General features: G+C 42.4%; 15 protein-coding genes and 1 pseudogene. 10 read left to right on the top strand and 6 right to left on the bottom strand.

Features of this window, described 5'->3' with window-relative positions; genetic code table 11:
- Nucleotides 1-41: 41 nt before the first annotated feature.
- The gene (gene scyA / locus AACX33_RS05180) at nucleotides 42-1,928 is read right to left on the bottom strand and encodes a scytonemin biosynthesis protein ScyA (RefSeq protein WP_194001554.1); all 1,887 of its coding nucleotides are present in this window, start codon (nucleotides 1,926-1,928) and stop codon (nucleotides 42-44) included.
- 1,384 nt (nucleotides 1,929-3,312) lie between these two features.
- Between scyA and AACX33_RS05175 the strand changes: the two genes are divergently transcribed.
- From AACX33_RS05175 to pstB (AACX33_RS05145), 7 genes are all read left to right on the top strand, one after another.
- A complete protein-coding gene (locus tag AACX33_RS05175; protein WP_194001556.1) occupies nucleotides 3,313-5,271 on the top strand; it encodes a scytonemin biosynthesis sensor histidine kinase in 1,959 nt (652 codons plus the stop codon).
- Nucleotides 5,272-5,326: 55 nt separating this feature from the next.
- Nucleotides 5,327-6,160: a response regulator transcription factor gene (locus AACX33_RS05170; protein WP_194001558.1), complete on the top strand. Its 834-nt coding sequence runs from the start codon at nucleotides 5,327-5,329 to the stop codon at nucleotides 6,158-6,160.
- 461 nt (nucleotides 6,161-6,621) lie between these two features.
- Entirely contained in the window at nucleotides 6,622-7,728 is a 1,107-nt protein-coding gene (gene pstS, locus AACX33_RS05165; protein WP_194001560.1) for a phosphate ABC transporter substrate-binding protein PstS, read from the top strand.
- Nucleotides 7,729-7,838: 110 nt separating this feature from the next.
- Nucleotides 7,839-8,804: a phosphate ABC transporter permease subunit PstC gene (pstC, locus tag AACX33_RS05160; RefSeq protein ID WP_194001562.1), complete on the top strand. Its 966-nt coding sequence runs from the start codon at nucleotides 7,839-7,841 to the stop codon at nucleotides 8,802-8,804.
- A gap of 68 nt (nucleotides 8,805-8,872) precedes the next feature.
- Nucleotides 8,873-9,778 (top strand): phosphate ABC transporter permease PstA, encoded by a 906-nt coding sequence (gene pstA / locus AACX33_RS05155; protein ID WP_194001564.1) that lies wholly within the window; start codon nucleotides 8,873-8,875, stop codon nucleotides 9,776-9,778.
- 70 nt (nucleotides 9,779-9,848) lie between these two features.
- On the top strand, nucleotides 9,849-10,658 hold the full coding sequence (gene pstB / locus AACX33_RS05150) for a phosphate ABC transporter ATP-binding protein PstB (protein ID WP_194001665.1): 810 nt from the start codon (nucleotides 9,849-9,851) through the stop codon (nucleotides 10,656-10,658).
- 157 nt (nucleotides 10,659-10,815) lie between these two features.
- A complete protein-coding gene (pstB, locus tag AACX33_RS05145; RefSeq protein WP_194001566.1) occupies nucleotides 10,816-11,619 on the top strand; it encodes a phosphate ABC transporter ATP-binding protein PstB in 804 nt (267 codons plus the stop codon).
- A 62-nt stretch (nucleotides 11,620-11,681) separates the two neighbouring features.
- Here the strand turns inward: pstB (AACX33_RS05145) and AACX33_RS26460 are convergent.
- A pseudogene (locus tag AACX33_RS26460) lies at nucleotides 11,682-13,376 on the bottom strand (ABC transporter permease subunit).
- 88 nt (nucleotides 13,377-13,464) lie between these two features.
- Between AACX33_RS26460 and AACX33_RS05130 the strand changes: the two are divergent.
- A complete protein-coding gene (locus AACX33_RS05130; protein ID WP_194001572.1) occupies nucleotides 13,465-14,223 on the top strand; it encodes an amino acid ABC transporter ATP-binding protein in 759 nt (252 codons plus the stop codon).
- 11 nt (nucleotides 14,224-14,234) lie between these two features.
- Here AACX33_RS05130 and AACX33_RS05125 read toward each other — a convergent pair whose 3' ends face one another.
- The 3 genes from AACX33_RS05125 to AACX33_RS05115 form a co-directional block, all read right to left on the bottom strand.
- Nucleotides 14,235-17,045 carry a DUF3131 domain-containing protein gene (locus AACX33_RS05125; protein ID WP_194001574.1) on the bottom strand — a complete coding sequence of 937 codons (2,811 nt, stop codon included), beginning with the start codon at nucleotides 17,043-17,045 and terminating at the stop codon, nucleotides 14,235-14,237.
- 54 nt (nucleotides 17,046-17,099) lie between these two features.
- Nucleotides 17,100-18,557, bottom strand: coding sequence for a DUF3131 domain-containing protein (locus tag AACX33_RS05120; protein ID WP_194001576.1), 1,458 nt, complete (start codon nucleotides 18,555-18,557; stop codon nucleotides 17,100-17,102).
- A 127-nt stretch (nucleotides 18,558-18,684) separates the two neighbouring features.
- On the bottom strand, nucleotides 18,685-19,878 hold the full coding sequence (locus tag AACX33_RS05115) for a hypothetical protein (RefSeq protein WP_194001578.1): 1,194 nt from the start codon (nucleotides 19,876-19,878) through the stop codon (nucleotides 18,685-18,687).
- A gap of 430 nt (nucleotides 19,879-20,308) precedes the next feature.
- On the opposite strand from AACX33_RS05115, the gene AACX33_RS05110 reads away from it, so the two are divergent.
- Together AACX33_RS05110 and AACX33_RS05105 are read left to right on the top strand one after the other, a co-directional pair.
- Nucleotides 20,309-22,306 (top strand): glycosyltransferase family 2 protein, encoded by a 1,998-nt coding sequence (locus AACX33_RS05110; RefSeq protein WP_194001580.1) that lies wholly within the window; start codon nucleotides 20,309-20,311, stop codon nucleotides 22,304-22,306.
- Between the two features lie 172 nt (nucleotides 22,307-22,478).
- Complete coding sequence (locus AACX33_RS05105) at nucleotides 22,479-22,805, top strand: STAS domain-containing protein (RefSeq protein WP_194001582.1); 327 nt, start codon at nucleotides 22,479-22,481, stop codon at nucleotides 22,803-22,805.
- A gap of 175 nt (nucleotides 22,806-22,980) precedes the next feature.
- On the opposite strand, the gene AACX33_RS05100 is transcribed toward AACX33_RS05105, so the two are convergent.
- On the bottom strand, nucleotides 22,981-24,141 hold the full coding sequence (locus AACX33_RS05100) for a PP2C family protein-serine/threonine phosphatase (RefSeq protein ID WP_194001584.1): 1,161 nt from the start codon (nucleotides 24,139-24,141) through the stop codon (nucleotides 22,981-22,983).
- Nucleotides 24,142-24,230: the final 89 nt, after the last annotated feature.

Here is a 24,230-nt window from a genome sequence, read left to right as displayed (position 1 = left end):
GCGGTTCGTTCCTCTTAACGATAAAAGCGAAGAATTCATCATCAAACTGATGGGAATGAAGCTGGTTTAGGTGAACCATTAACCTGATTTGATTTGACTCCTTGTGCTGCCAAACTTTTATTCCGTCCACCAGAAGGTGCAGGTTGATCAGCATCAATCACTACATCAACTAGAAAAGGAACCTTTGCCGCGATCGCCTGCTCTAATGCAGCTTCCAAGTCTGACTCTCGCACCACTCCCACGGCTTCTGCACCCATACCGCGAGCAATCATCGCAAAGTTGGTTTCAGGCATTTCTGCATCTGCACCTTTTAATCCCAACATTTTCATGCCTTGATGGCACATATTGTAACGGGCATCATTTAGCACAATCCAGACAGCAGGAATATTGTATTTCACGGCTGTGCTGATTTCGTTATTCATCAGCATCGCCCCATCGCCGACAATCGCGACAGCTTTACCATTTCGGACTTGGGCTGCACCTAATACTCCTGTGGCTGTGTGACCCATAGCCCCTACTCCGGTGCTGACTCGATAACGATTGGTTTGAGCAAATCGCAGGAAATGAGTTGACCAAGTAAAGGAGTTACCGCACTCGGCCATAACTACTGCATCGCTACCCTCAACAATGATTTTTTGAATTGCAGCCATTAACACGAATGGTCGCACTGGATAGTCGATGTTTGCAGGTGGTGCAATGACTGGGCGTTCTGGATGAGGTAGGCTGATATCTCTGGAACAAGGGGGAATATCTGGCCAATGCTGCAAGAGTTCTTGCATATAAGCTTTGATGTCTGACTGAATGGGGAATGTTTCAGCGTCCGAATAGGCTACCCCTGGAACTTCTGGGTCAATGTCTACATGGATAAAGCCTCTTGGGGGAACCATTGCTTTATTCCAAAAGGATGTGGGTTCGCCTAAACGGGTTCCTAGTACAAGTGTGCGGGTTGGAGGTTGCTGTTCCATATAAGTGAGAACCGAAGCATGACCGCCTAAGCCTGTGACACCGACAAACTGGGGATGATCTTCGGGAAAGATGCCTTTAGCACGTGGTGAACACATGACTGCGGCTCCGGTTTTTTCGGCGAATTGGCGAATCTCCTCTGCGGCGTGACGAGCGCCAAAACCTACCCAGATGGCAAAGTTTCCCGCTGATAGTAATTCTACGGATTTAGCGATCGCTTCCCCTTGAGAGGTCATGGGAAAACTCGGCACTTCTAATTGTGGTAGGGAGATGTGATCAATTAAGCTCGTCTGTATGGCTGTGGGAATGCTTAAATGAACCACAAATCCTCCTGGTTGCGCTAAACCCAGAGCAATTTTGCGAAAAATCTGGGGAAGTTGCGCCGCCGATTCAATGGTGATCGCATAGTTGAATAGCGCCCCTGGGGTAAAAATTCCGCCACTGGGTAGGGTGTAGCTGCTGGTTTCCTGAATCGCCCAACGTCCCCGTTGCGGGGCGGAAGTGCAAGCGGAGAGCAAAATCACTTTTGCACCTTCACCACGAGCCGCAAATAACCCGGTGAGGGCGTTGGTAATCCCTGGCCCGGCTGTGGTAAACACTACCGTAGGGCGATCGCTAGCAAAATACGCCTCGGAAGCAGCAAAAGCCGCCCCGGCTTCATGGCGGAAGTTCAGCACCTCTATATTGCTATTAGATAACGCATTCCACAGGCTAGCCATTGCACCACCGGCGACCCCAAAGGCATAGCCTACGCCCAAATTTTCTAGCATTTGAGCGATCGCATGGGCGACAGAAACCTGGGGGGATTCATTCACTAAAAAAGGTTGAATTTCCGGTTTCGATGCGATTTTGTCCAATTGCTGGGAACCGTTGGAGGAAGATTCTACAAAACTGTTGGGTGGCAATTTCTTGTATAGCTCACTTGTAATTGGAGGGGAGTTTGAATCACTATAATTTTGACTCATGGATTTAACGTAATTCCAGAAACTTGTATAAAGGCTTCTTTCTTTGCACATTCACATCGCTGGGAATATCTAATACAAACGTCTCTGTTTTTTACAGTTATGACCGGATTTGATCAATAGTAAAGACGGTTGAATACTGGTAATTGATGCTTGTGATTGCAGGCACAATTTTTTTGTAAAGCGTACACAGTCAAGGACGTGCTTATGTGAATCATCATAGAGTCCATGAAAAGATATTCACAATCAATATTCTTTTGCTAGGGTTGTCAAATTTTTCGCTGTGATTATGATGAATAGATTATGGATTCAGCCGAGCAGGAGATTCATCTTGTATGGCTTCTAGGATAATTGAGATACAGCAGTTCCCGGTGTTATGAGGTAAAAATATTAATGATAAAACTCTTGTGGTGCGGGCATCTTGCCCGCTATGTGTACCTCATAGCAGAAGGAATTGCTGTATATTTACAATCAATATTCTTTTGATATAGGTGTAATTTTTTTTGTAATTATATTAGCCAAATAGAAAAATTACTTTTGTGATCCTTCTGAAGAGAAACCAATAATTTTATAGCTTTCACTTGCTAATACAACCATCTAAATAAAATTTTCTCATTTTCATCAAATACCTTTACAAGTCATTTTTGTGACTAATTTTGAGATATATAGTCTCATTATTTTTATTGCTTTAGATGGATGAATCAGTAAAAATTAGGTATTATTTACTCTAAACTGTCTTGGTGACAACACATAATCTAGGACTACGTTATTTTTCTTTAATGAGATGTATTTCTCCGGACAGATGACTCAGCCAGCTATCATATAGTTAAATCTTTAACAATAGATCGGAGTTAAGAAAAATTACAAAATAAAAAATATTAACAAAAGCTTATTAGTTATGTCCAAAAAATTTTAGTCTTTATGCACTGTACAAATAAGATGTTTTATGAATTAATAGAATTATGAGGTTTAAAAATTATGGGTATATCCTCATATGGCTAATCTAAAAGGTACATATCTAATTTGAAACATGGCTAATCTTGGAAACATTCAAGATTAATGGTGCAAAATTTCCCCAAGTTACATCATTCATTTCGTGCTGTGAACTGGGCGCTTCCCTATGAGTGGTAAATTCAGGTAAAATCTCATTGATAAATTCAGATTATTTCAATGAGCGCGGCAGGGTTTCAACTAATAGCTCAAATAAATTTTAATTAACAAATTTGCTTTACAGAAAATTTAAATCGGCTAGAATAAATAATATCTATTTTTTTAATTAATTAACAATAATTTGTTAGCAGGAAATTCACAAATAACTGTAGGTATTTCTGATGTTGAATTTATTTATGGCTCTAGTGCTGAATTATGACCAGGAGAAAGTCAAGTCATGAATTCTAGTAAACATACATTAGTTTTATCCAACTCTCAATGGAAGCTACAGCCAGAAATAGATTTTCACTTTGCTTATTTTCTGATCAATCAATCTGTAGATGCGGCTTTCTGTTTAGGCGAAAATCAGCAGTTTCTTTATGTCAATGATGCCATTTGCCAAATGACTGAGTATTCCCGTGAGGAATTACTTTCCTTGAAGCTGCATGATCTAGATATCGACTTTCCTCTACATAATTTGTCAGATATCAGAGCAAAAGATTCCTCTAACTTTAACTCTCGCTATCGCACCAAGGGAGGGCGGATATTATTAGTAGAAATATCGATGATCTCTGTAGAAAATCAAGGTAAAACCTTTAGCTGTGCTGTGATTCGAGACAAAAGTGATCAAATAATCGAGTTGAGTGTACAAACATGGATGGATGAATTAAGGAAAGCCAAAAACTATTTTCAACAAGAAGTTTCGCAACTCAGCACAAAAGAAGTAGAACTGGGAATATCCCTGTCCATATTTAATTCTACCCTCGAATCTGCTGCTGTCGGCATTGTTGCAGTTAACTTTGAGGGAGATATTCTGAGTTTGAATCAGAAGTTTATCGATATGTGGCAGATTCCAAAATCTCTGATATTATCTCAGAAATGTCCTCAATGCAAAGCCTTTTTTGAGAATCAAGTTAAAGATCCAGAAGCCTTTTCTCGACTCATTTGGGAAGTTTCTAGCCAATGTGATTTCGAGAGCTACTATATTCTGGAATTGAAGGATGGAAGAAGCTTTGCACACTACTCTAAACCTCACTACCTGGCTGATAAAATTGTCGGGAGAGTCTGGAATATTTGGGACATTACAAAATCCAAACAAACAAACGAAGCTCTCAGGCTGAATGAAGCAAGATTCCGGACTTTAGCAGAAACAACAGAAGCAAACATTTTCTTAATTCAAGGAACGCATCTGTGTTACATAAATCCTGCGGTGGAGAAACTCACTGGCTACAAAAAAGAAGAATTACTCAAAGACTTTGACCTTCGCCGACTGATTAAGAGTCAAGAACATAGACAGGTACGCCACCAAAACTCCGCCGTGAATTTTGAATACCAGGAAATGAATCTGCTGAAAAAAGACGGCACAGAAAGCTGGCTAGCTTGCGCGGTTACTAAGCTTGATGGAATGCTGGATTTCGGTGGAAAACCAGTGGAACTGATTACAGGCATTGACATTACAGATTACAAAAATGTAGAATCAGACCTTAACCAGGCTTTAGAACAAGCAAAACAACTCAGCGAACTCAGAGCGCAGTTTCTTGCTATGGTCTGTCATCAATTTCGGACTCCACTAAATATTGTTTCATTTTCCAATAGCTTACTTAAACAACAAGTAGACAAACACACAGAGCAGAAAATACAACCATTAATCGAACATATAGAAAAAGCCATCGAACAAATTAGCCAAATGTTGGATGATACTTTGTTCTTTGCTAAAGCCGAAACAGCTAAAATAAATTTTGCCCCTCAACAGCTTGATTTAGTAGAGTTTTGCCATGATTTAGTGGCACAAATGCACATGAGCATGAGCGAAAAATCAATCAGATTTGTCAGTGAATTTGACTACCTAACAGCCTGGGTTGATGCCAAATTGCTAGAGCCGATTTTGAAAAATTTGCTCGATAATGCCATTAAATATTCTCCCTCCCAAATAATGGTTTATTTTACCCTTACTTGCGAGAATCAAAAGTTAATTTTTCAGGTCAAAGACCAGGGAATTGGTATTCCAATAGCAGAGCAAAAAACTTTATTTGAACCATTTTATCGGGGGAGCAATATTGGCAATATACCCGGTACTGGACTAGGGTTATCAATTATTAAAACCCTGGTAGATTTACATGGCGGTGAAGTTGCTCTGGAAAGTACGGTAGGTGTAGGCACTACCTTTACTGTGATGCTGCCATTAATTAAAAAATAATCGGTTTTTCCCAGTAATCTTGTCCGTTTCCTGCCACAATTTAGGGTGCTAGAAAATGAAGTACGAATCGGTGAAAAAAATTTTGGTAATTGAAGATGATGCTATTACCCGTCATCTTTATGTCAAGGGTCTTCAGGCTAAAGGTTTTGATATTATAAGTGCTGAAAATGGTCTGGCTGGTATCCAACAAGCACAAGAGTATGTCCCTGATTTAGTGGTTTGTGATATTACCATGCCTGATATAGATGGTTATAGTGTTCTGACTATGCTGCGTCAAGATCCTGTTACCGCAATTATTCCTTTTATTTTTATCACTGGTAGCTGCACTAGAAAATCTGTTCGCAAAGGTATGGAATTAGGTGCAGATGACTATGTGACTAAACCCTCTACACTAGACGAATTGCTCAGAGCAATTACTACCCAGTTGCAAAGACAAGCTATGCTCCAAAGCTGGTGCGCTACTAAATTTCAGGAAGCTCAAAAATCAGCATCCGCAGATAAAACTTCCGCCTTGAATCAACCTCATTCAATATTTCCCTGTATTCCCCAATTAAAAAAAGTTTTTGACTTTATCGAAGCCCATTATCATGAAGGAATTACACTGTGTGATGTCGCTGAAGCTGTTGGCTATTCACCTGCTTACTTAACTAACCAAGTCGGAAAGCAGACAGGAGAAACTATAAATAGTTGGATTGTGAAACGCCGGATGCAAGGAGCGCGGTTTTTACTGCAAAATGATCACCAAACAGTCGAGCAAATTTCGAGAGCATTGGGTTATCAAGATGTGTCCCATTTCTCCCGTCAGTTTCGTCAACATCATGGTTTACCGCCCCATGCTTGGCGCAAAGAACATCAGGTGGGGTATTACAAAATTAAAGTCAGTAATTAGGAAATTTTCTCTCAAAAATCTCCCCAATATGCTTTTGAAATGAGGGAGAGAATTTGACAATCTCCCGCCACAGGTGACAACTTGGCGGGAGTTTCTTGCTGTATATTAACTTGGTTTTTGGTGATTATAGCACCAATTTGTATTAAGAATAATTACGGATAAATTTTAGTGCGAAAATAAAATTCCCATGTAGCAAATTGCTCAAAAAAAGTATATCTTTTTGCTTTTGTTAACCTTTTGTTTACCTTGAGATGTATCTACTAGGGGTATTCTTATTCACTGTACAGAAATAAATTCACGAAAAATTGATAGTGATGCTTGTGTCATAGAGCAAGCCTTAGACATTTCCGGTGGTACTGCTACAACTGTAGACTTTGGTGCCAGTGATGTTGCCATGACCGATAAAACAAGGTCTTTTTGATTTGAATCCGTAGTCGTTTCGCAAAGTGAATATATTTTTCATGGTTCTCAATCGCAAAGTCCTTTTAGGAATCGCCTCTCTACCCATCCTGTTAGTAGCAACAGCCTGTACACCTAGCCCGGAAGCTAGTAATGATGCTAGCCCACCTGGTCAGAACGTTAGTGGTAGTGGGCAGAAGGTAACCATTAGTGGGGCTGGGGCAAGCTTCCCTGCACCTCTTTTTCAACGGTGGTTTGATGCCTATAATCGGCAAGTTGACTCCAATGTCCAGGTGAGCTATCAGTCCATAGGAAGTGGGGCAGGTTTGGAGCAGTACATCAAAGGCACAGTAGACTTTGGAGCCAGTGAAGCACCCATTACTGACTCCGCAGATCGACTAAAGTCGTTCAAAACAGCTTACAATTACGATCCGATCCAAGTTCCGATGACTGGAGGATTTTTATCTTTCTCCTACAACTTACCAGGAGTTAACGATCAAGAACTCAAACTCTCTCGCACAACTTACTGTGGTATCGTAACGGGTAAAATTACTCGATGGAATGATCCAGCGATCGCCAAGGACAACCCCAGTTTAAAAATTCCCGACTTAGGTGTTACCTTTGCCCACAGGTCTGATGGCAGTGGTACTACTTTTGTATTCACCAACCACATTCAAACTGTCTGCCCAGAATGGAAGTCTGGCGCGGGAACTTCAGTAGACTGGCCTGTGGGCATTGGCGGTCAAGGTAACGAGGGCGTAGCCGCCACGATTCAGCAGAATGAAGGAGCCATTGGTTATTTATCCTATGCTTATGCTGCTCTTAACGACATTGACTCAGCCCTAATTGAAAACAAAGCCGGAACCTTTATCGCCCCATCCCCAGAAGCAGCAGGCAAGGCTCTACTAGATCAGCCAGTACCAGAAGATTTCGCCCTCCTAGTCCCCGATCCATCCGGGAAGGATTCCTACCCCATAGTCGGTCTAGCTTGGGTGATGATTTATCGAAATTATGAAGACGATGCCAAATGGCAAGCTATGCGTAAGGTCTTTGAATGGTCTTTAGGCCCAGAAGGCAAGAAAATCGCCGAAGAACTTCTTTATGTTCCTATTCCTGATGCTTTAGCAGAACGGATTAAAAAGCAGTTTGATACCGTGAACGCCAAGTAAGGATCTGAGATTATTGGGAGTGTCCTTGATCATCAAACACTCCCAAAATTGATTTAGATACCTGAGTTAGGGCAGGGAGCAATGTAACAATATTATGGAGCAAAAAACTCATGACATCGGCTGATCCATCTACTCGATTAACCGATCATAGCCTTGAAAAGCAGACTAGTCCGGCTAGAGTTCTCGATGTCGGTTTTTGGGGACTAACTCTGCTACTAGCCATTAGTGCTGGCGCAGTTTTACTCTGGGTGATTGTCCAGACGACTATAGCAGCTGCACCAGCCATTCAAGAATTTGGTCTTGGTTTTTTATGGGGTACAACCTGGAACCCTGTCACCAACGTCTATGGGGTACTGCCTCAGATATATGGAACCATAGTCACTGCCTTTATTGCCCTGTTAATTGCAATTCCTCTGGGCATCGGAGTAGCCATATTTTTAACCGAAGGATTTGCTCCCACTTGGGTGACAACTCCCATTGCCTTTGCCATTGAGCTAATCGTTGCTATTCCCAGTGTTGTTTTAGGGATTTGGGGTATCTTCGTCCTGATTCCAGCTATTAAACCTGTTTTCAGCTTTCTCAATACTTACTTGGGCTGGATTCCTATTTTTAGTGGCAATGCTGCTCCAGGCAATAGCATCTTAATTGTGGGCTTGGTATTGGCAATTATGATTGTGCCTATTATTATCTCTATTACCCGTAGCACTTTTGAAGTCCTACCGCCATATCTCCGCAATGGTTCTTTAGCTTTAGGCGCAACTCGTTGGGAAACAATACTCAGAGTATTAATTCCCGCTGGTTTGTCGGGAATTGTTAGTTCTGTGATGTTGGCTATGGGTCGAGCGATGGGGGAAACTATGGTCGCCGCCATGCTAATTGGTAACGCCAACCGGATTAACATTTCATGGCTTCGTCCCGGATCGACGATTACAGGTTTAATTGCCTCCCAATTTGGAGAAGCCGGACGCACCCAAGTGGCGGCGCTGATGTACGCTGGCGTAGTGCTAATGGTCTTATCGCTGGTGGTGAATATTTTAGCTGAAATGATTATTCGTCGATTCCAGAATATTGAGTAAAGTTTCCGGCTTTTTTCTCAGCTTTTATTGAAGAGTGGATGCAAAATTAAGTTTACGAAAGATCAATTATGGATAATCGAGCTAGTCAGCCTGACTTTGCGTCTAAAGGCAATAATTTCGATATCAGTAGTCAGACGATGGCTCCCCATCGCCGCATTACTGGGCAGGTGTTGACGATTTTAACTATGGTCTTTGCCGCGACAGTAGTTATCCCTCTGATTTGGGTTCTGGTGAGCGTGTTTCAAAAGGGTGTTAGTTCCCTGGTATTTCCCGATATTTTTACGAAGCTTCCCCCACCACCTGGTTTATCTGATGGGGGCTTTGGTCATGCTATTGTTGGGACTTTAATGACTCTCGGCGTTGGTACACTGATCTCAGTTCCCTTTGGTATAATTGCTGCCATTTACTTGGCTGAGTTTGGTCGGGGAACTAAGTTGGCTTACTTTGTGAAATTTTCCTGCAATGTCCTGACTGGGGTTCCGGCTATTCTGTGTGGCTTATTTGCCTATTCCATTGTAGTTACGCCTTTAGGGTCGTTTTCGGCTTTTTCTGGTGGGGTAGCCTTGGCTGTGTTAATGCTACCTATTATTATTCGGTCTACGGAAGAGGCTTTGTTGCTAGTACCTAATGAGTTGCGGTTGGCAGCAACGGGTCTGGGTGCGACTAGATTTGAAACCGTGGTCCAGATTGTGTTACCAGCGGCTGTGACTTCAATTGTGACAGGTGTGGTTCTATCCGTTGCCCGCGCATCTGGAGAAGCGGCTCCCTTGCTGTTCACCTCCTTTAACAATAATTTCTGGGCGACAAATATTTGGGAACCTGTGGCAACTCTACCAGTGTTGATTTACTTTTTCTCAATTCTTCCCTATAAGGCTTCTCAGAGTTTAGCTTGGGCTGCTGCCTTGGTATTATTGGCAATTGTGCTGTTGTTTAGTATTGCGGCTCGGTATTTCAGTCGGCGAAAGACGTTTTAGGAACAGGGAATTTGCATCAATTTTGGTGCGATCAACTCATCCAGGTTCTATTTAAATTGGAGATATGATGATGGAACAAAAAATGAGTAGTGCAGCCGTGGATACCCAGCACATTTTTCAAGTCAACAATCTATCGGTTTACTATGGCGGTGCGATCGCCCTTCGGGATGTGACAATGGATATCCAGAAGGACAAAATTACCGCTTTCATTGGTCCTTCGGGTTGTGGTAAAAGTACTCTTTTACGTTGCTTCAATCGGACTAATGACTTGATTTCGGGCGCTCAGATCAAAGGACAACTAACTTACCGAGGCCAAAACTTTTATGCGGCTGGAGTTGACCCGGTGGTAGTACGTCGTCGGGTGGGGATGGTGTTTCAGCAGCCGAACCCTTTCCCCAAGACGATTTATGACAATGTAGCCTATGGCTTACGGGTGAATGGCATTAAGAACAACATGGATGAGATTGTGGAAAAATCCCTCCGCCGTGCCGCCCTCTGGGATGAGGTGAAAGACAATCTCCAGAAGTTGGGGACTTCCCTTTCCGGGGGACAACAACAGCGTCTGTGTATTGCTCGCGCGATTGCGGTGCAGCCAGATGTAATTCTCATGGATGAACCTTGCTCGGCTCTTGATCCTGTCTCGACGATGCGGATTGAGGAGTTGATGGTTGATTTAAAACAGGAATATACGATTGTGATTGTCACCCATAATATGCAGCAGGCTTCTAGGGTGGCGGACTATACGGCGTTCTTTAATGCTGAAGCGATGGAAGGCGGTAAGCGAGTGGGTTATCTGGTAGAGGTAGATAGCACCGATCAGATTTTTTCCAATCCCCAGAATCAAAGCACTCGCGATTATGTGAGTGGTCGTTTTGGCTAAGTCCAGAGAGAGTGGAGGATGGGAATCGAAACTGCGTCAAGTCGAGGGTTTTGATTACCACTATCCTGGCTCACTGGGCAACTTGCCAAAGAGCTGAGTGAAACTGTATCCAAAGTAAGTTCTCTATCGCCAAATTTAACACTACACTATACTAACTATGGCTACTAAGACTAGTACATTGAATGATACTGAAACCGCTTTACGGACAGAAAATCTGAATGTTTACTACGGCAATTTCTTAGCTTTGCAGAATATTTGGTTGGACATCCCCAAAAATCAGGTGACATCCTTTATTGGGCCTTCTGGCTGTGGTAAAAGTACATTGCTGCGATGCTACAACCGTCTGAATGACCTGATTAATTCGTTTCGAGCCGAAGGTAAGGTTTATTTTTACAATAACAATTTGTATGCACCAAATATTGATCCTGTAGAGGTGCGCCGCAGAATTGGGATGGTATTTCAAAGACCAAACCCGTTTCCGAAATCAATTTATGACAATATTACTTTTGGAGCCAAAATCAACGGCTATAAAGGTAATCTAGATGAATTGGTAGAACAAAGTCTGCGACAAGCTGCTTTGTGGGATGAAGTTAAAGATAAACTCCGGCAAAGTGGTGCATCTTTATCTGGGGGACAACAGCAACGCTTGTGTATTGCTAGAGCGATCGCAGTGCAACCGGAAATTATTCTCATGGATGAACCTTGTTCAGCCCTAGATCCCCTTTCGACTTTGCGGGTAGAAGAACTAATTCACGAACTCAAAGAGAAATATACCATCGTCATCGTTACCCACAATATGCAACAAGCTGCACGAGTGTCTGATAAGACAGCATTTTTCAACGTGAAGCTTTCCGAAGGTGGTCGCAGTGGTTATTTAGTTGAATACAATGCCACAGAACTGATTTTCAATGATCCTCAGCAAGAAGATACGCGAGATTATGTCAGTGGCAGATTTGGTTGAGCGAACAGATTGATCACTGTTTTCACTCCCCACCCAACAAAACTTTGAAGGTGGGTATTTTTTTATTGATTGTGTTTTTGGCGACGCTTCACAGGGTTCATCCAGACTTCTAAAAAGGAGAAAAATTGGGATGACAGCAAGGTGAGAACTAGATAAACAAGAGCAACTGCGGTATAAATTTCAAAAGCCCGATAGGTTTCAGCGACAATTAATTGACCACGCCGGAACAGTTCCTCAAAGCCGATGACTGCCACAAGACTGGTATCTTTGAGCAGGGTAATAAATTCATTCCCCAAAGGCGGAATCATCCGACGCAGGGCTTGGGGAAAGATAATGTAGTACATGGTTTGCGCTCCACTCATGCCTAGAGATTCGGCGGCTTCTGTTTGCCCAGGCTCAATGGATTGAATGCCACCACGGACAATTTCGCCAATGTAAGCGGCTGCGTTGAGGCTGAGAGCGATTACCGCAGCGATTAAACGGTCAAAGCGCAAAGGTATCCCAAAGCTTTGAGCAACAGCGGGTAAGCCGAAGTAGAGCATAAAAATCTGCACTAAGAGGGGCGTACCACGAAAGAAATCGATGTAGGCGCGTGCTGCCCAGCTTAGGGGCATAATTGGCGACAGGCGGGCGATGCCAATTAAGGAGCCACCTATCATGCCTAATAATACTGAGAAGGCCGTAATTTGTAGTGTTACCGCAGCCCCCTGGATTAAATCCGGTAGGGCTTTGAAGATGATATCTAGAGTCTGGGACATATAGGGATGAGGGATAGCAAAATTATGAAGAAACGAACCACATTGGCGCTAGCCTCTCCCTTTGGGAGAAGGACACAAAGGACACAAAGTTAAGAAAGTTTCACAGAGTTCTTGCGTAAGTCCTAATATGGAAAGTGCAGTTGTTTCGTCGCCCCGCACGCAGCATTTTTATTGTGCAGGGATGGTTTTTGGTAGTTGCGGGGGTTCTGCATCGAACCATTTTTTATAGATTTGAGCGTAAGTTCCGTTGTCTATAATCTCGGTCAAAGCATTGTTAATGGCTTGGAGGTGGGGTGAGTTTTTCGGTAGAGCAATGCCATAGAATTCTTCGGTGATCAATTGACCTACGACTTTCACACCTTTGACTTTACCAGTGTTAATGGCATCTAGAGTTACAGGAGCATCGTTGACTACGGCATCTACATTACCATTTACCAGTTCTTGCAAGGCTAAAGGGGCGGAGTCAAATTCCCTGACTTGCGCGCCTTTGACGCTTTTGGCTGTTTTAGCACCAGTTGTGCCAATTTGAGCCGCGATTTTCTGGTTTTGCAGAGTTTCTAAGGATGTGATGGTGGTATTATCTTGGCGGACGGCGATCGCTAATCCGGCTTTAAAATAAGGTTGGGAAAAAGCGATTGTCTGTCCACGTTCTGGTGTGATGGAAATGGCACTGATAGCAGCATCAATGGTATTAGCCTGGAGTCCCGGAATCATCCCATCGAAGGGTAAACTTTCAAACTCAATGGTGAATCCGCCTGATTGTCCCACTGCTTTGATCAAGTCGATATCAAAACCCACTAACTCTCCCCCAGTTCCCTTGGATTCAAAGGGCGGAAAGGAAGGTTCTGTAGCTACTTTTAAGGTTTTTACTGTGGTGGTGGTTTCGGTTGCAGGTGTATTGCTCTCAGGTGCGGTACAAGCAGATAAAACCAATGTGGCACTCAACCCCACTAGGAATTGTTTGAGGAAAAGCGATCGCGTTATTTTTGGCTCGAACATGATCTTTAAATTTCCCCAGTAAATTTGATTGTTGAATTTTAACTAAGTTAAATATAATACATTAATCTCAAATCCAAAATTCTCTGACATGGGAAACGAACAATTTCCAGCAGCAATTAGTTTTGCAAATATCGCCAAAAGTTTCGGCGCTTTGAAAGTCTTAAAAGGCATCACCGGCAACATTAACCGCGGAGAAGTCGTGGCAATTATTGGCCCTTCTGGTTGTGGTAAAAGTACCCTGTTACGTTGTTTCAATCGCCTAGAAACGATTAATAGCGGCAGTTTAATTGTTAACGGCATCGATTTATCGGCTCCTAATTTCAACCTTCAACAATTGCGACAACTCCGGTCACAAGTAGGCATGGTTTTTCAGCAGTTCAATTTGTTTCCCCATCTGAGTGTGCTGGAAAATCTGACGATCGCACCGCGTCAGGTACTGGGAAAAAAACGGAAAGAATGCAATGAATTAGCTGGGGTTTATCTCGATAAAGTTGGTTTATTTGACAAAGCAGCTGCTTATCCTGAACAACTTTCCGGCGGACAGAAGCAGCGAGTCGCGATCGCCCGTAGTCTATGTATGAATCCCCAGATTATGTTATTTGACGAACCAACCAGCGCTCTCGATCCGGAACTCGTCGGTGAGGTTTTGCAAGTTATGCAGCAATTAGCAGTAGAGGGAATGACAATGGTCGTGGTGACTCATGAAATCCAATTTGCGCGGGAAGTCGGAAATCGGGTAATTTTTTTAGATCAAGGTGTGGTGGCTGAACAAGGTGCAGCTAATCAAGTTCTCAGCCATCCCCAGTGCGATCGCTTGCGGGTTTTCCTCAGTCGGATTAGTGCCTAATTATTCTCTAACTAATTGCCTGAAACCCAGTAATTTTTCCCAGCATCAGCAATAAATCGGGATTTCTGGGTTGGACTCTGGGGTAAACCACGGCCAGAATTGCCAGCATTGACAGCTTGCCACCAAGGAGATTTCATGGTAGTTGTGGGGCGAATTAAAGGCTGTTGCTTGGTAGCCATATATAGCAGGGATGACAAAACCAGACTATTGGTGCTACTGCTAAACCCCAGGGCAGTTTTACCAGTTTTCTCATCAAAGCCCTCATAAAACCCCAGCAGAGGACGATATAAGTCGGTAGTGGCTTTGAATAATTCTTGGGCATAATTATCTTCTGGCAGCATGGCATAATAGGCGAATGCTACGGCTGTACTCACAAATCGCTTGTCTGCTAAAGGTTGTCCATCATCACCTAAAGTTAACCAAGGTTGGTTTTGACCAGTAATTGTACTGTGAACGATGTATGGTTGCTGTTCGATTAAAGTCGTACCGGCCGCTGTCAGGGTTTTAGTCCGACGATAGCGTTCGCTTTGGGCTTGGAAGATGTTGGTAAATAGCGATCGCATTTGCGGATCTAGACCAAATTCTAAGCCATACAATAAGAAGGGATTGCTGACTGTATATTGATTTACCTGGGAATTGCTATCTGTTCTCACACGTTGAATTGGTACTGGGACACCTTCAACTTGAGCAGTTTTATATTCACCCCCCACAGCCGAACCATCCACATCAAACCCCCACAATTGAAAACCCCTTGCAGCATATTCTTCATAGCCCAAGCTGGTTTCAGGTTGCACACGGGGAAGCGATCGCCCTTTTTGGTCTTTGACTACAGTTGCACTGGCCAGTTTACCGTTATTCACCACCCGCAAATAAGACCAATCCAGGGCAATTTGATCAACAGCTCTGGTGTACTCTGGATGACAGGTTTTTAAGTTATGCAATGCTGCTAAGATTCTGCCGACATCTAAAGCCGACCAGCCACTACCTTCTGGTGTGGGATTGCCACCGTAATCTATGGCTTGTAGGGTGCGGGTATCGTAACCCCGATGAGGTAATTCTCCCATAAATAAAGGCATTTGAGTTAAAGCTGCCAACAATTGCCGGGTGCGCTGGTCAAATTCCTTGGCAGAAATTACATCAAGTTTCCGGGCGGCGTGTAGGGCGGTGAGATAATTGCCCAATCCCCACATAGTTGCACCTTTAATATCTTGGCGATCGCTGACCAATCCAGTTGTAGATTGATAATTGGCTGTGAAATATGCCCAAGCAGCTTCCGCATAACGCCGTTGCACACCTGTGAGGGGTTGAGTGATGGCTGGACAAGATGATGGCTGGGGTTGTCCTACAGGCGGGATGGGTGCAACTGTGACTGCGACAGGACTTGCATCTGGTGTCACCGAAGAGGTTGTTGGAGGAGGTGTAACCGCTGGTGTCGGGGGAGTTTCTGGAGTCTTAACTGCTGGAGTTGGGGGAGTTGCTGGAGTTGTAACTGATGGAGTTGATGATGGTTGAAAATTCGCAAAAGAGACATTACTGCCCCCAATTAAAGGCAGATTTCCCCTAGCTTTGTAGTATAAAATCTCCATCATTAGCCCATTAGTATTACCTGTGAGGGCTTTATTTGGCTGTTGGGTTTCCTCATAAATTCCCGCATAGAAACCACCACCATCAGGACTGCGTAAATCCTTAGCGGCTTCAAAAAGTTTTTGAGCATAAGCATTATTCGGAAACAGATAACGCCAGCCAAATGCTGCTTTAGAGCTAAAGGTTCTAAACTGGGGAAACAGCTTATTTTCTTCGGTAATAGTTGCCCAGGCAACACCATTAGAATAAACAGTATTGTAGAGAAAATAAGGAGGTTGATCAATGTTGTCTTCCGAAACAGCAGTCAACTGTCCAGTAGCGTCAAAACGCCGTTTTTGTGTTTCTAAAACTCTGGTGGCAAAATCTTCTAAATATCCGACTAAACCAAATTCAATTCCATCTAAAATATAAGATTCACTCACTACATAATTGTTCGCATTAGTAGTTTGAAAATCACGCGTATCCACGGGAATTTGTACACCATTAATATCCACAAATTTAAATGGTTCTAAAGCTACTGCTTTCGGTGCTTTAAATCCCCAAAGTTCATATCCCCTGGCAGCATATTCTTCATAACCTAGTCGTCCTTCTTGGACTAACAAAGTTTTCTGATCGGGGAGAACTGTAGCGCCAAAAATTTGATCATCTTTAAGCGATCGCCCAATTTGCCATTTAGTCACAATCCCCTGAAGCCAATCATTATACTGCGGGTGACAGGTACGGATGACGTGAAAGGCCGCTAGTAACCGCCCAATATCTAAAGCAGACCAGCCAATTCCTTTTGCTACGGGGTTATTGCCGTAATCAACCATTTCGCCGGTGGCGGTGTTGTAAACTTTATTCGGTAAAGCGTCCTCAAATAGCTTCAGGTTAATCAGGGAGGTGAGAAATGGATTCAGGCGCGAGTCGAAGTCAGACTGATCAATTAAATTTAACCAGCGTGCGGCGTTTAAGGCCATGAGGTAATTACCCATGTCCCAGAGTGTTCCGGAGGGATAGCCGCCGGTGGAATTGGTAAATCCGGTTTTTGGTTGGTAGTTGTTGACAAAATATTGCCAGGCGGCGCTGGCGTAGGTCTGTTCCTCTGGGGTGAGGGGATCGGTGATGGTGCTACAGCTGTTGGTGTTGGGGGTTTGAGCTATGCTGGTGTTGGGGATGTAAAGTAAAAATTGCAGCAAGGTTCCACAGAGGAATAATGCAATTAGTGGGAAGATTTTTTGGGGAAGATGTTTGAGCATGGTTTGATGATCTCACGCAGAGTCGCAGAGTCGCAGAGAAGAATGCCTGAGAATTTATAAGCCAGCCCAGACTGTGAGGGGTTTTCCGACTTGTTTATATAGTAGGCTGGAGAGAATTACGCCGTTGTTGTTGGCGGTGAGGCTGGTGTTGGGTTCGCCCAGAGATTCGTAGTAGCCGTTGTACCAGCCGTTTTCGGATTGCAGATTTGTTTGGACAAAATCCGAGAGTTTACGGGTGTAGTCGGTGTTATATAGTACGTTCCAGCCAATGGCGGCTTTGCTACTGACAAATCGTAAGTTCTGATGTTGTTCGCGGGTGTCTGTAATCGCTACCCAAGGTTTTCCATTCACAAATAAGGTGTTGTAAACGAAGTAGGGGGGACGGTCTAGGTTGTCTTCTGTGACGGCTGTTAATTGTCCGGTGCTTCGATAACGGGCTTCTTGGGCTGCTAATATGCGATCGGCGAAAACTTTCGGTAAAGATTGAAATCCGGTTTCAATGCCGTCTAAGATAAATGGTTCGCTGAGGACGTAGTTATTAGCGCCTGATGTGTCATGATCTCGTTTATCGTAGGGTATGCCTTGGCCGTAAAGATTGGCATAGCCTGTATTGGCTTGATATTCTAGGGCGGCTTTGACATTTAAGCCCCAGAGTTTAAGACCGTAGGCGGCATAGTTTCCGTAGCCTAAGCGTCCTTCTTGGTTATATTGTTCTTTCCCTTCGACGACGCTGGTACCATACATTTCACCTTTACTGGTGAGGCGTTTAACTTGCCAAGATTCCCAAACTTTTTCGGTTGGCGATCGCCACTGGGGGTATTTTGTCCCGACTATTTTTAACCAAAGTGCCATTCGTCCTAAATCGATGGCTGACCAGCCAATTTCTTCGCGTTTTTCTAGTTGACCGTAGTTAACTGGTAGGAGAGTTTTGGAGTTATAGACTTTGTTGGGGAGTTCTTTTTTGTATAAAGGCATAGTTGCTAATGTCTGCAACATTGTCCCCATCTTTTCATCAAATTCTGACGCAGAGACAATCTTCAGTTCCTTGGCGCTGACCAAAGCTGCCATTCCAGCTGCTTGATCCCATAAAGTTACAGAAGGAAAGCCATCAACGGAATTGACTAAACCTGTTTCATTGTTCCAGTTCCGCTCAAAATATGACCAAGCTTGACGGGCGATCGCCATTTCTGCTGGGGTGAGTTTTCCGACATTCGCCGCAACATAGGGTACAAGAGAGATTTGAACTTCTTTGGGGTTAACGGGATCGCCTGGTAAAACTAAAGATTCCGCGTCAAGTCTCGCCAGTTCTTTGGGATCAACTCCTGATTTTTTCACTGAAGCCATCGGTTGTGTGCTAGATGTTTCTGGTGTGTTTACAGAAGCCTTCTGAGTCCGAATTAGATACCCAGATAAGGAATTAAGCATAGAAATGGCGATCGCCGCTGTGACTACTCCTCCGACAGCAGCCAGTATAGATAACTTGTTTGGTGGTGGTTCAAAATCAGAGGTCATTTTTGTATAAGTCCTTGTGGTGTTACTTAATATACAGTTTTACAGATAATAACAATTTCATCCTGATCTACAAGCAAATATAAAGATATACAAACTGCTGTAGATATTTTTTCAACGCCCAGGTTGCTTAAAACTTGATTCGGAGTTGTCCGGAGAGGCCGTTGTTATTGTAAGCGCTTTCGCCGGTGTCTTGATTGCGAACATTACTAAATATATAGCCCAGGTCTACTTCTGCATTGGGTGCAAGTTTGGCTGTACAGCGAGTTTGATAGCTATTGGCGTTGTCAAAATTTCCATTGAGTCGCTGTTGTCCGACGGTGACAGCAAAGCGACAGCGCCAGCCATCAAATAAATTTCCTTCCCAACCCAACTCAGCATTATAAACCAGAAAATCTGGCGGAGAAAAATAGCCACTCTCTCCTTCAACATCACTTGTGTAGTTCCAAGAAAACAAGTTAGCAGCCACAGAAAATTGACCTAATTTCCGTTCTAATCTGCTAAAAGACTGTTGTTCAGAATTACCATCGCTATAACTACCCCAACGATATAAAGCAAACAAGCTAGTATCTTGGTCAATCTGCCAAAATAAATTTGGCCCAAATCGCCAAGCTGTAATTTGATTATCTAAAGTTTGAGCATTGAATTTATAAAGCCCTTGTTCGATGTTTCCTGAAATAGCCACAAGAGATGTTAATTTACCATTTGGTGCAACTTTAGCGGGAGAAATGGCAGCTTCGACTTTAGCATTAAAATTCATCGCTGTGGGTAGACGATTAAAAGTATCTATTCCTGTGGCTGTGACTAGAGTCACTTCTCCAATTTTTCCTTCCCAGCCCACTTGTAAGGGAATATTGATAATTGTCTCAATACCCGATTTTTTAAAACTATTGAAACCTGTTTTAAACCTGATTAAATTGCCATTTTCTAGTCGAAATTGCGCTGTGGGTTCAATAATTTGATTGATTTGGCCAAAATTATCACTATCATTCCGAAAATCTGTTTGGATATTTTCTAAAACAGCAAATGGTGTTAAAGGTTCAGTCGATGTTGGTGGTGGAGTTATTTTGGGTGGTGGTGGTGGTGGTAATTTGAGACCAGGATTAAAATTTTCTGGAGCAGTCAGTAAAATCGGGTCTGGGGTTTGGGGAATTAGATCAGATTTTGCCAGTTCGGTAACTGAAGTAATTCGCTCATTCAAGTCTGCTATTTCATTATTTGAATCCTCAATCAAAAATTCTGTGCCAGGATGATGATGATTATGGGAGTGGTTTTCTTCCAGGCTAATAACCGAAATAACTGGTTCCGCCTTTGCTTGATTCATCCATAACATTCCCAAACTAACACTATAAATGATTATCCGTAAATTACCTGCGTATTTATAACTAAGCACCTGATGAAAAATATACGTCATTAATTAGTGTACCTCTGATCCAGGTAAAAATTGATCACAAGATATTGCAAATTTTCAGTAGTGAACTATACTGGGCAAACGAGTGTATTTGAGGTGATTTGAGAATCTGGATTGAATCTCATAACTACTCAGTCACCCTTGGTCTGTTCTCCAGAGGCAATATTCAGAACTTAACTGATCAAAGTCGCGGCTACTTTTCCAGAAGATAGGAAAATCGCCAATTGCGAATTAATGCCTCAGTAAATCTGAATACTAATACTTTTATTTTCCAAAGTTTACTTTACCAAACCAAGCACGAAACAGACAACCATTAATTTTTGAATTTTCTTTCAGGTGCAATATGGCTTCAGTCTCTATTCTTAATGATGCAATAAATTTTTCTGGTAATAGCCGTTCCAGCCTCAAAAAAAGAACCCTGCTGTTTCGCTATTTGGCAGAAATAAATTTAATTTTTGGTGCTTGGTATTTGCATTGGCGGATTGGTAACTCTATCAACTTTGATGCATTGTGGCTTTCGATTCCCTTATTATTAGCAGAAATTTACAGTTACTGTGGTGGAGTCATGTTTGTCGTTGGACTTTGGCGACCCCTCGTCAGACAAATTAAATCCCTCGACCAGCTAACACCAAGCATACCCACCGCTGATTGGCCTACTGTAGATGTATTTGTCACCTGCTACAACGAACCGCCCGAAATTGTCGAAGCAACCGCCAGAGATGCTTTAGCAATGGATTACCCCACCATCAAGTTACGCGTTTATATCCTGGATGATGGTAATTCCGAGCAAATGCGACGGATGTCAGAAAGATTATGTATTGAAGATTTACAATCGCCATTATTACAACAAGAAGCTAACCGAATTGATGCAGAACGTTCGACTCTGGTAGAGCGTCTTGAACAATTAAATAATTTACAACCAGATTTACAAGCGGCTGAAGAATGGTTACAAAACTATTCTGACACAGCAGATCATCCGACAAAACTTTTAAATAATCTCCGGCAATTTCTTTTATGGTTAAATATTTCTAGTCAAACTAATAGTAATTCCCAGAATACTATACAAGAACGCCTAACTACAGAACGAGAATTATTAGAAGCAGCCATTTACCAAAAAGAATTAGAACTAGTTGAACTCGCACGTTTGCGTTATATTGCTCGACCCAAACAACCAGGAATAGCACATCACGCCAAAGCAGGTAATCTCAATTACGCAATTTTTTCTGGCGAAACTGTCGGTGATTTTATCCTGACTTTAGATGCAGATCATATTCCTAAACCCCAATTTCTCAAGCGAGTTTTGCCGTATTTTTTAACTTACAATTTCTTCTCAGGAAAGTACGAATCAAACAAAATTGCCTTTGTCCAGACACCCCAAGATTTTTATAATATTCCCTCTGGCGATCCCTTTGGTCATCGCGCCAGTTTATTTTATGGCCCTTTGCAACAGGGTAAAGATGGGATGAATGCGGCTTTCTACACAGGTACAAATGCCGTATTGAGAAGAGAAGCATTAATTAGTGTAGGGCTACAATATTTTGCCGATGAATACGCCAAAGATGAAAAGCGTTTAGATGAATTTGAATTAATTGGCGGTGTATCCAGCAACAGTATTACTGAAGATATGAATACAGCTATGCGCTTACACGGTGCTGGCTGGAAATCGGTTTATCACAATGAATTGTTAGCGGAAGGATTAGCACCTGATGATTTGAGTTCTACATTGAAACAGCGATTACGTTGGGCGCAAGGAACTATACAAGTTTTAGTCAGAGAAAATCCCTTAACAAAAGCCGGACTCAGCTTTTGGCAAAAGTTGCAATATTTCAAAACCATGTATAGCTATTTTTCAGGTTTTGCGACTGTGATATTTATCTTGTGTCCGATCATCTATTTTTTCACAGGAATTATCCCAGTGAAAACATACGGACCTGATTTTGCTTTACACTTCTTCCCAGCTTTTGTGATTAATCGCCTTACCTTTCTGGCTGCGACTTGGGGGATTCCCGCTAGAGAAATATGGCGTTCCGAACAATATGCGATCGCCTTATTTCCTTTATTAATGCAAGCAGTGTGGAGTGTCTTTTCTGGACAGCCAATCAAATTCCAAGTTACACCCAAGCAGCGCCAATCAGGAATATATCTCCGGCTGATTTGGCCGCAGTTAGTTGTCTTTAGCCTAACTATTTTAGGCATGATCTGGAGCCTGTTTCGGTTTGCGACCGGGACTTTAGATACTCCTGGGATTTATTTACTCAATGGTGCTTGGGCTATTTACAACCTGTCATTAATTTGGGCAATCATTAATGCCGCTATTTGGCAACCAAAGTCTAATTCGTAATCAAAAATTTCCCATGTACTCTGTAAGGTGCGTTAATCTGCGTCATGACGCATCTAAGAAACTGAGAAATCGTTTCTTGAAGCTATTAAAAAAGCTTCATAAAGCTTGCTTTTACTTAAATTCAATGTAAGAATTAGATCATATCTAATAAATCAATTTAAAGGTAAACTCTATGAATCCCACAGTCAAGATACTTGAACCTTCAGGCATTTTAAATGCAGTTAAAGGTAATGAACTCCGCCGGGAAATTACTAATCTTACCTCCACTGGCGCTGATATTGTGTTAATTGATTTGAAAGATGTCAATTTTATTGATAGTTCGGGGTTAGGTGCTTTAGTTGCGTCTATGCAAGCTGTAAAACAAGTTAATGGCAAACTCTTTGTCTGCTCTGTTAATGCTCAAGTGAGGATGATTTTTGAATTGACAAAAATGGATAGAATTTTACAAATTTTCCCTACTAGAGATGAATTTAATAATCAAGTCTTAGCAACACAATAATTTATTTATCTCCAGCAGAGGCGCAGAGAAGAATAAAACATCAAATAGTAATGAACCACAGATAAACACAGATGAATATGGATAAATCTGTAGCTCGTCTCCATGAAAACTGCTGATCTAAATTCCCCAAATCCTCTGTCTTCTCTGTGCTACGCGAACGAAAAAAAATGACTCTCTAACTAAAGGTAACTTTCAGTAGAGATAAATCATCATCAAAATCAGTACAAGCGCTGAGACATTTAATCTGCGCCAATACTTCCTGAAGATTACAACTATTTGCCTGACTACAGTGGATTAATACGTCCAGAAAAGCATGAAGACCCCAAATTTTACCATCTGGTTTTAGAACTTCATAAGCACCATCACTAAAGAGGTATAAAGTACTGTTTGCCGCAATTTCTAAAGTATCTACTTGAAAATTAATATCAGGGAGAAAACCAATTGGCAAATCTAAAGAATTTAGCTGTTTGATATCTGTAGCATCTTTACCCAGGAGCATCGCTGGTGGATGTCCAGCATTAGCATAAATTAATCGCTGTTCTAGACGATTGTATACTCCATACAAAATTGTGAAATACTTGTTACCATGACTACTCATTGGAAAACTATAATTAAGCGCTTTTAAAACTTCGCCGGGATGAGAAAAATTAGTATTGGGTAGAGACTGCGATCGCAAGACATTCAACACAGACACAGACAGTAGGGCTGAACCCACCCCATGTCCAGAAACATCTAAGAGATAAATAGCCAAATTATCATCATCAATCCAGTAATAGTCAAAGCAATCTCCGCCTAACTGTGCTGAAGGAACAAACAAAGCTTCCGTAGTTACAGCACCAAGAAGCGGGGATGGTAAAAGCGATCGCACATACTCCGCAGCTTCAGCCAATTCTGCTTCTAAATTTTGGTTTAGCTTCTCTAAAGCTAGCTGTTTATTTTTCAAATCCTGATTGAGTTGATGTAATCTTAACCCGGCTCTAACCCGCGCCTTCAATTCATTCATTTCAATCGGTTTAGAAACAAACTCATCCGCGCCAGCATCTAATCCTTTAACTCGCTCCCCCTCTTCCCCTGGTGCTGCTCCCTTAGCAGTCAGCAAAATAAAAAAAGTTGTCGCCAAATTGGGATCTTCCTTCACTTGACGACACACCTCTAAGCCATCTATTTCTGACATTACCCAATCACAGATAATCAAAGCTGGATGTAATATCTTCGCCTGTGTAATTCCTTCTTCTCCATTGCTGGCTACAGTGGTATCGTACCCCTGATTTTGCAATGTTCTTTTCAGTGCTGCGCGCACTATCGGATCATCATCAATAATCAGGATCTTAAACATAATTTTCAACTAATACTAAATTTTGACCAACGCGCATAAAATAAATATTTCCCTGTTATTTGGCGATTTTTTTGTTCAAATTCATTTTA

Source organism: Nodularia sp. LEGE 04288, from assembly GCF_963896525.1.
GTDB lineage: Bacteria > Cyanobacteriota > Cyanobacteriia > Cyanobacteriales > Nostocaceae > Nodularia.
The sequence above is the reverse complement of the archived record's forward strand: the minus strand, read 5'-3'. Positions and strand labels throughout refer to the sequence as shown.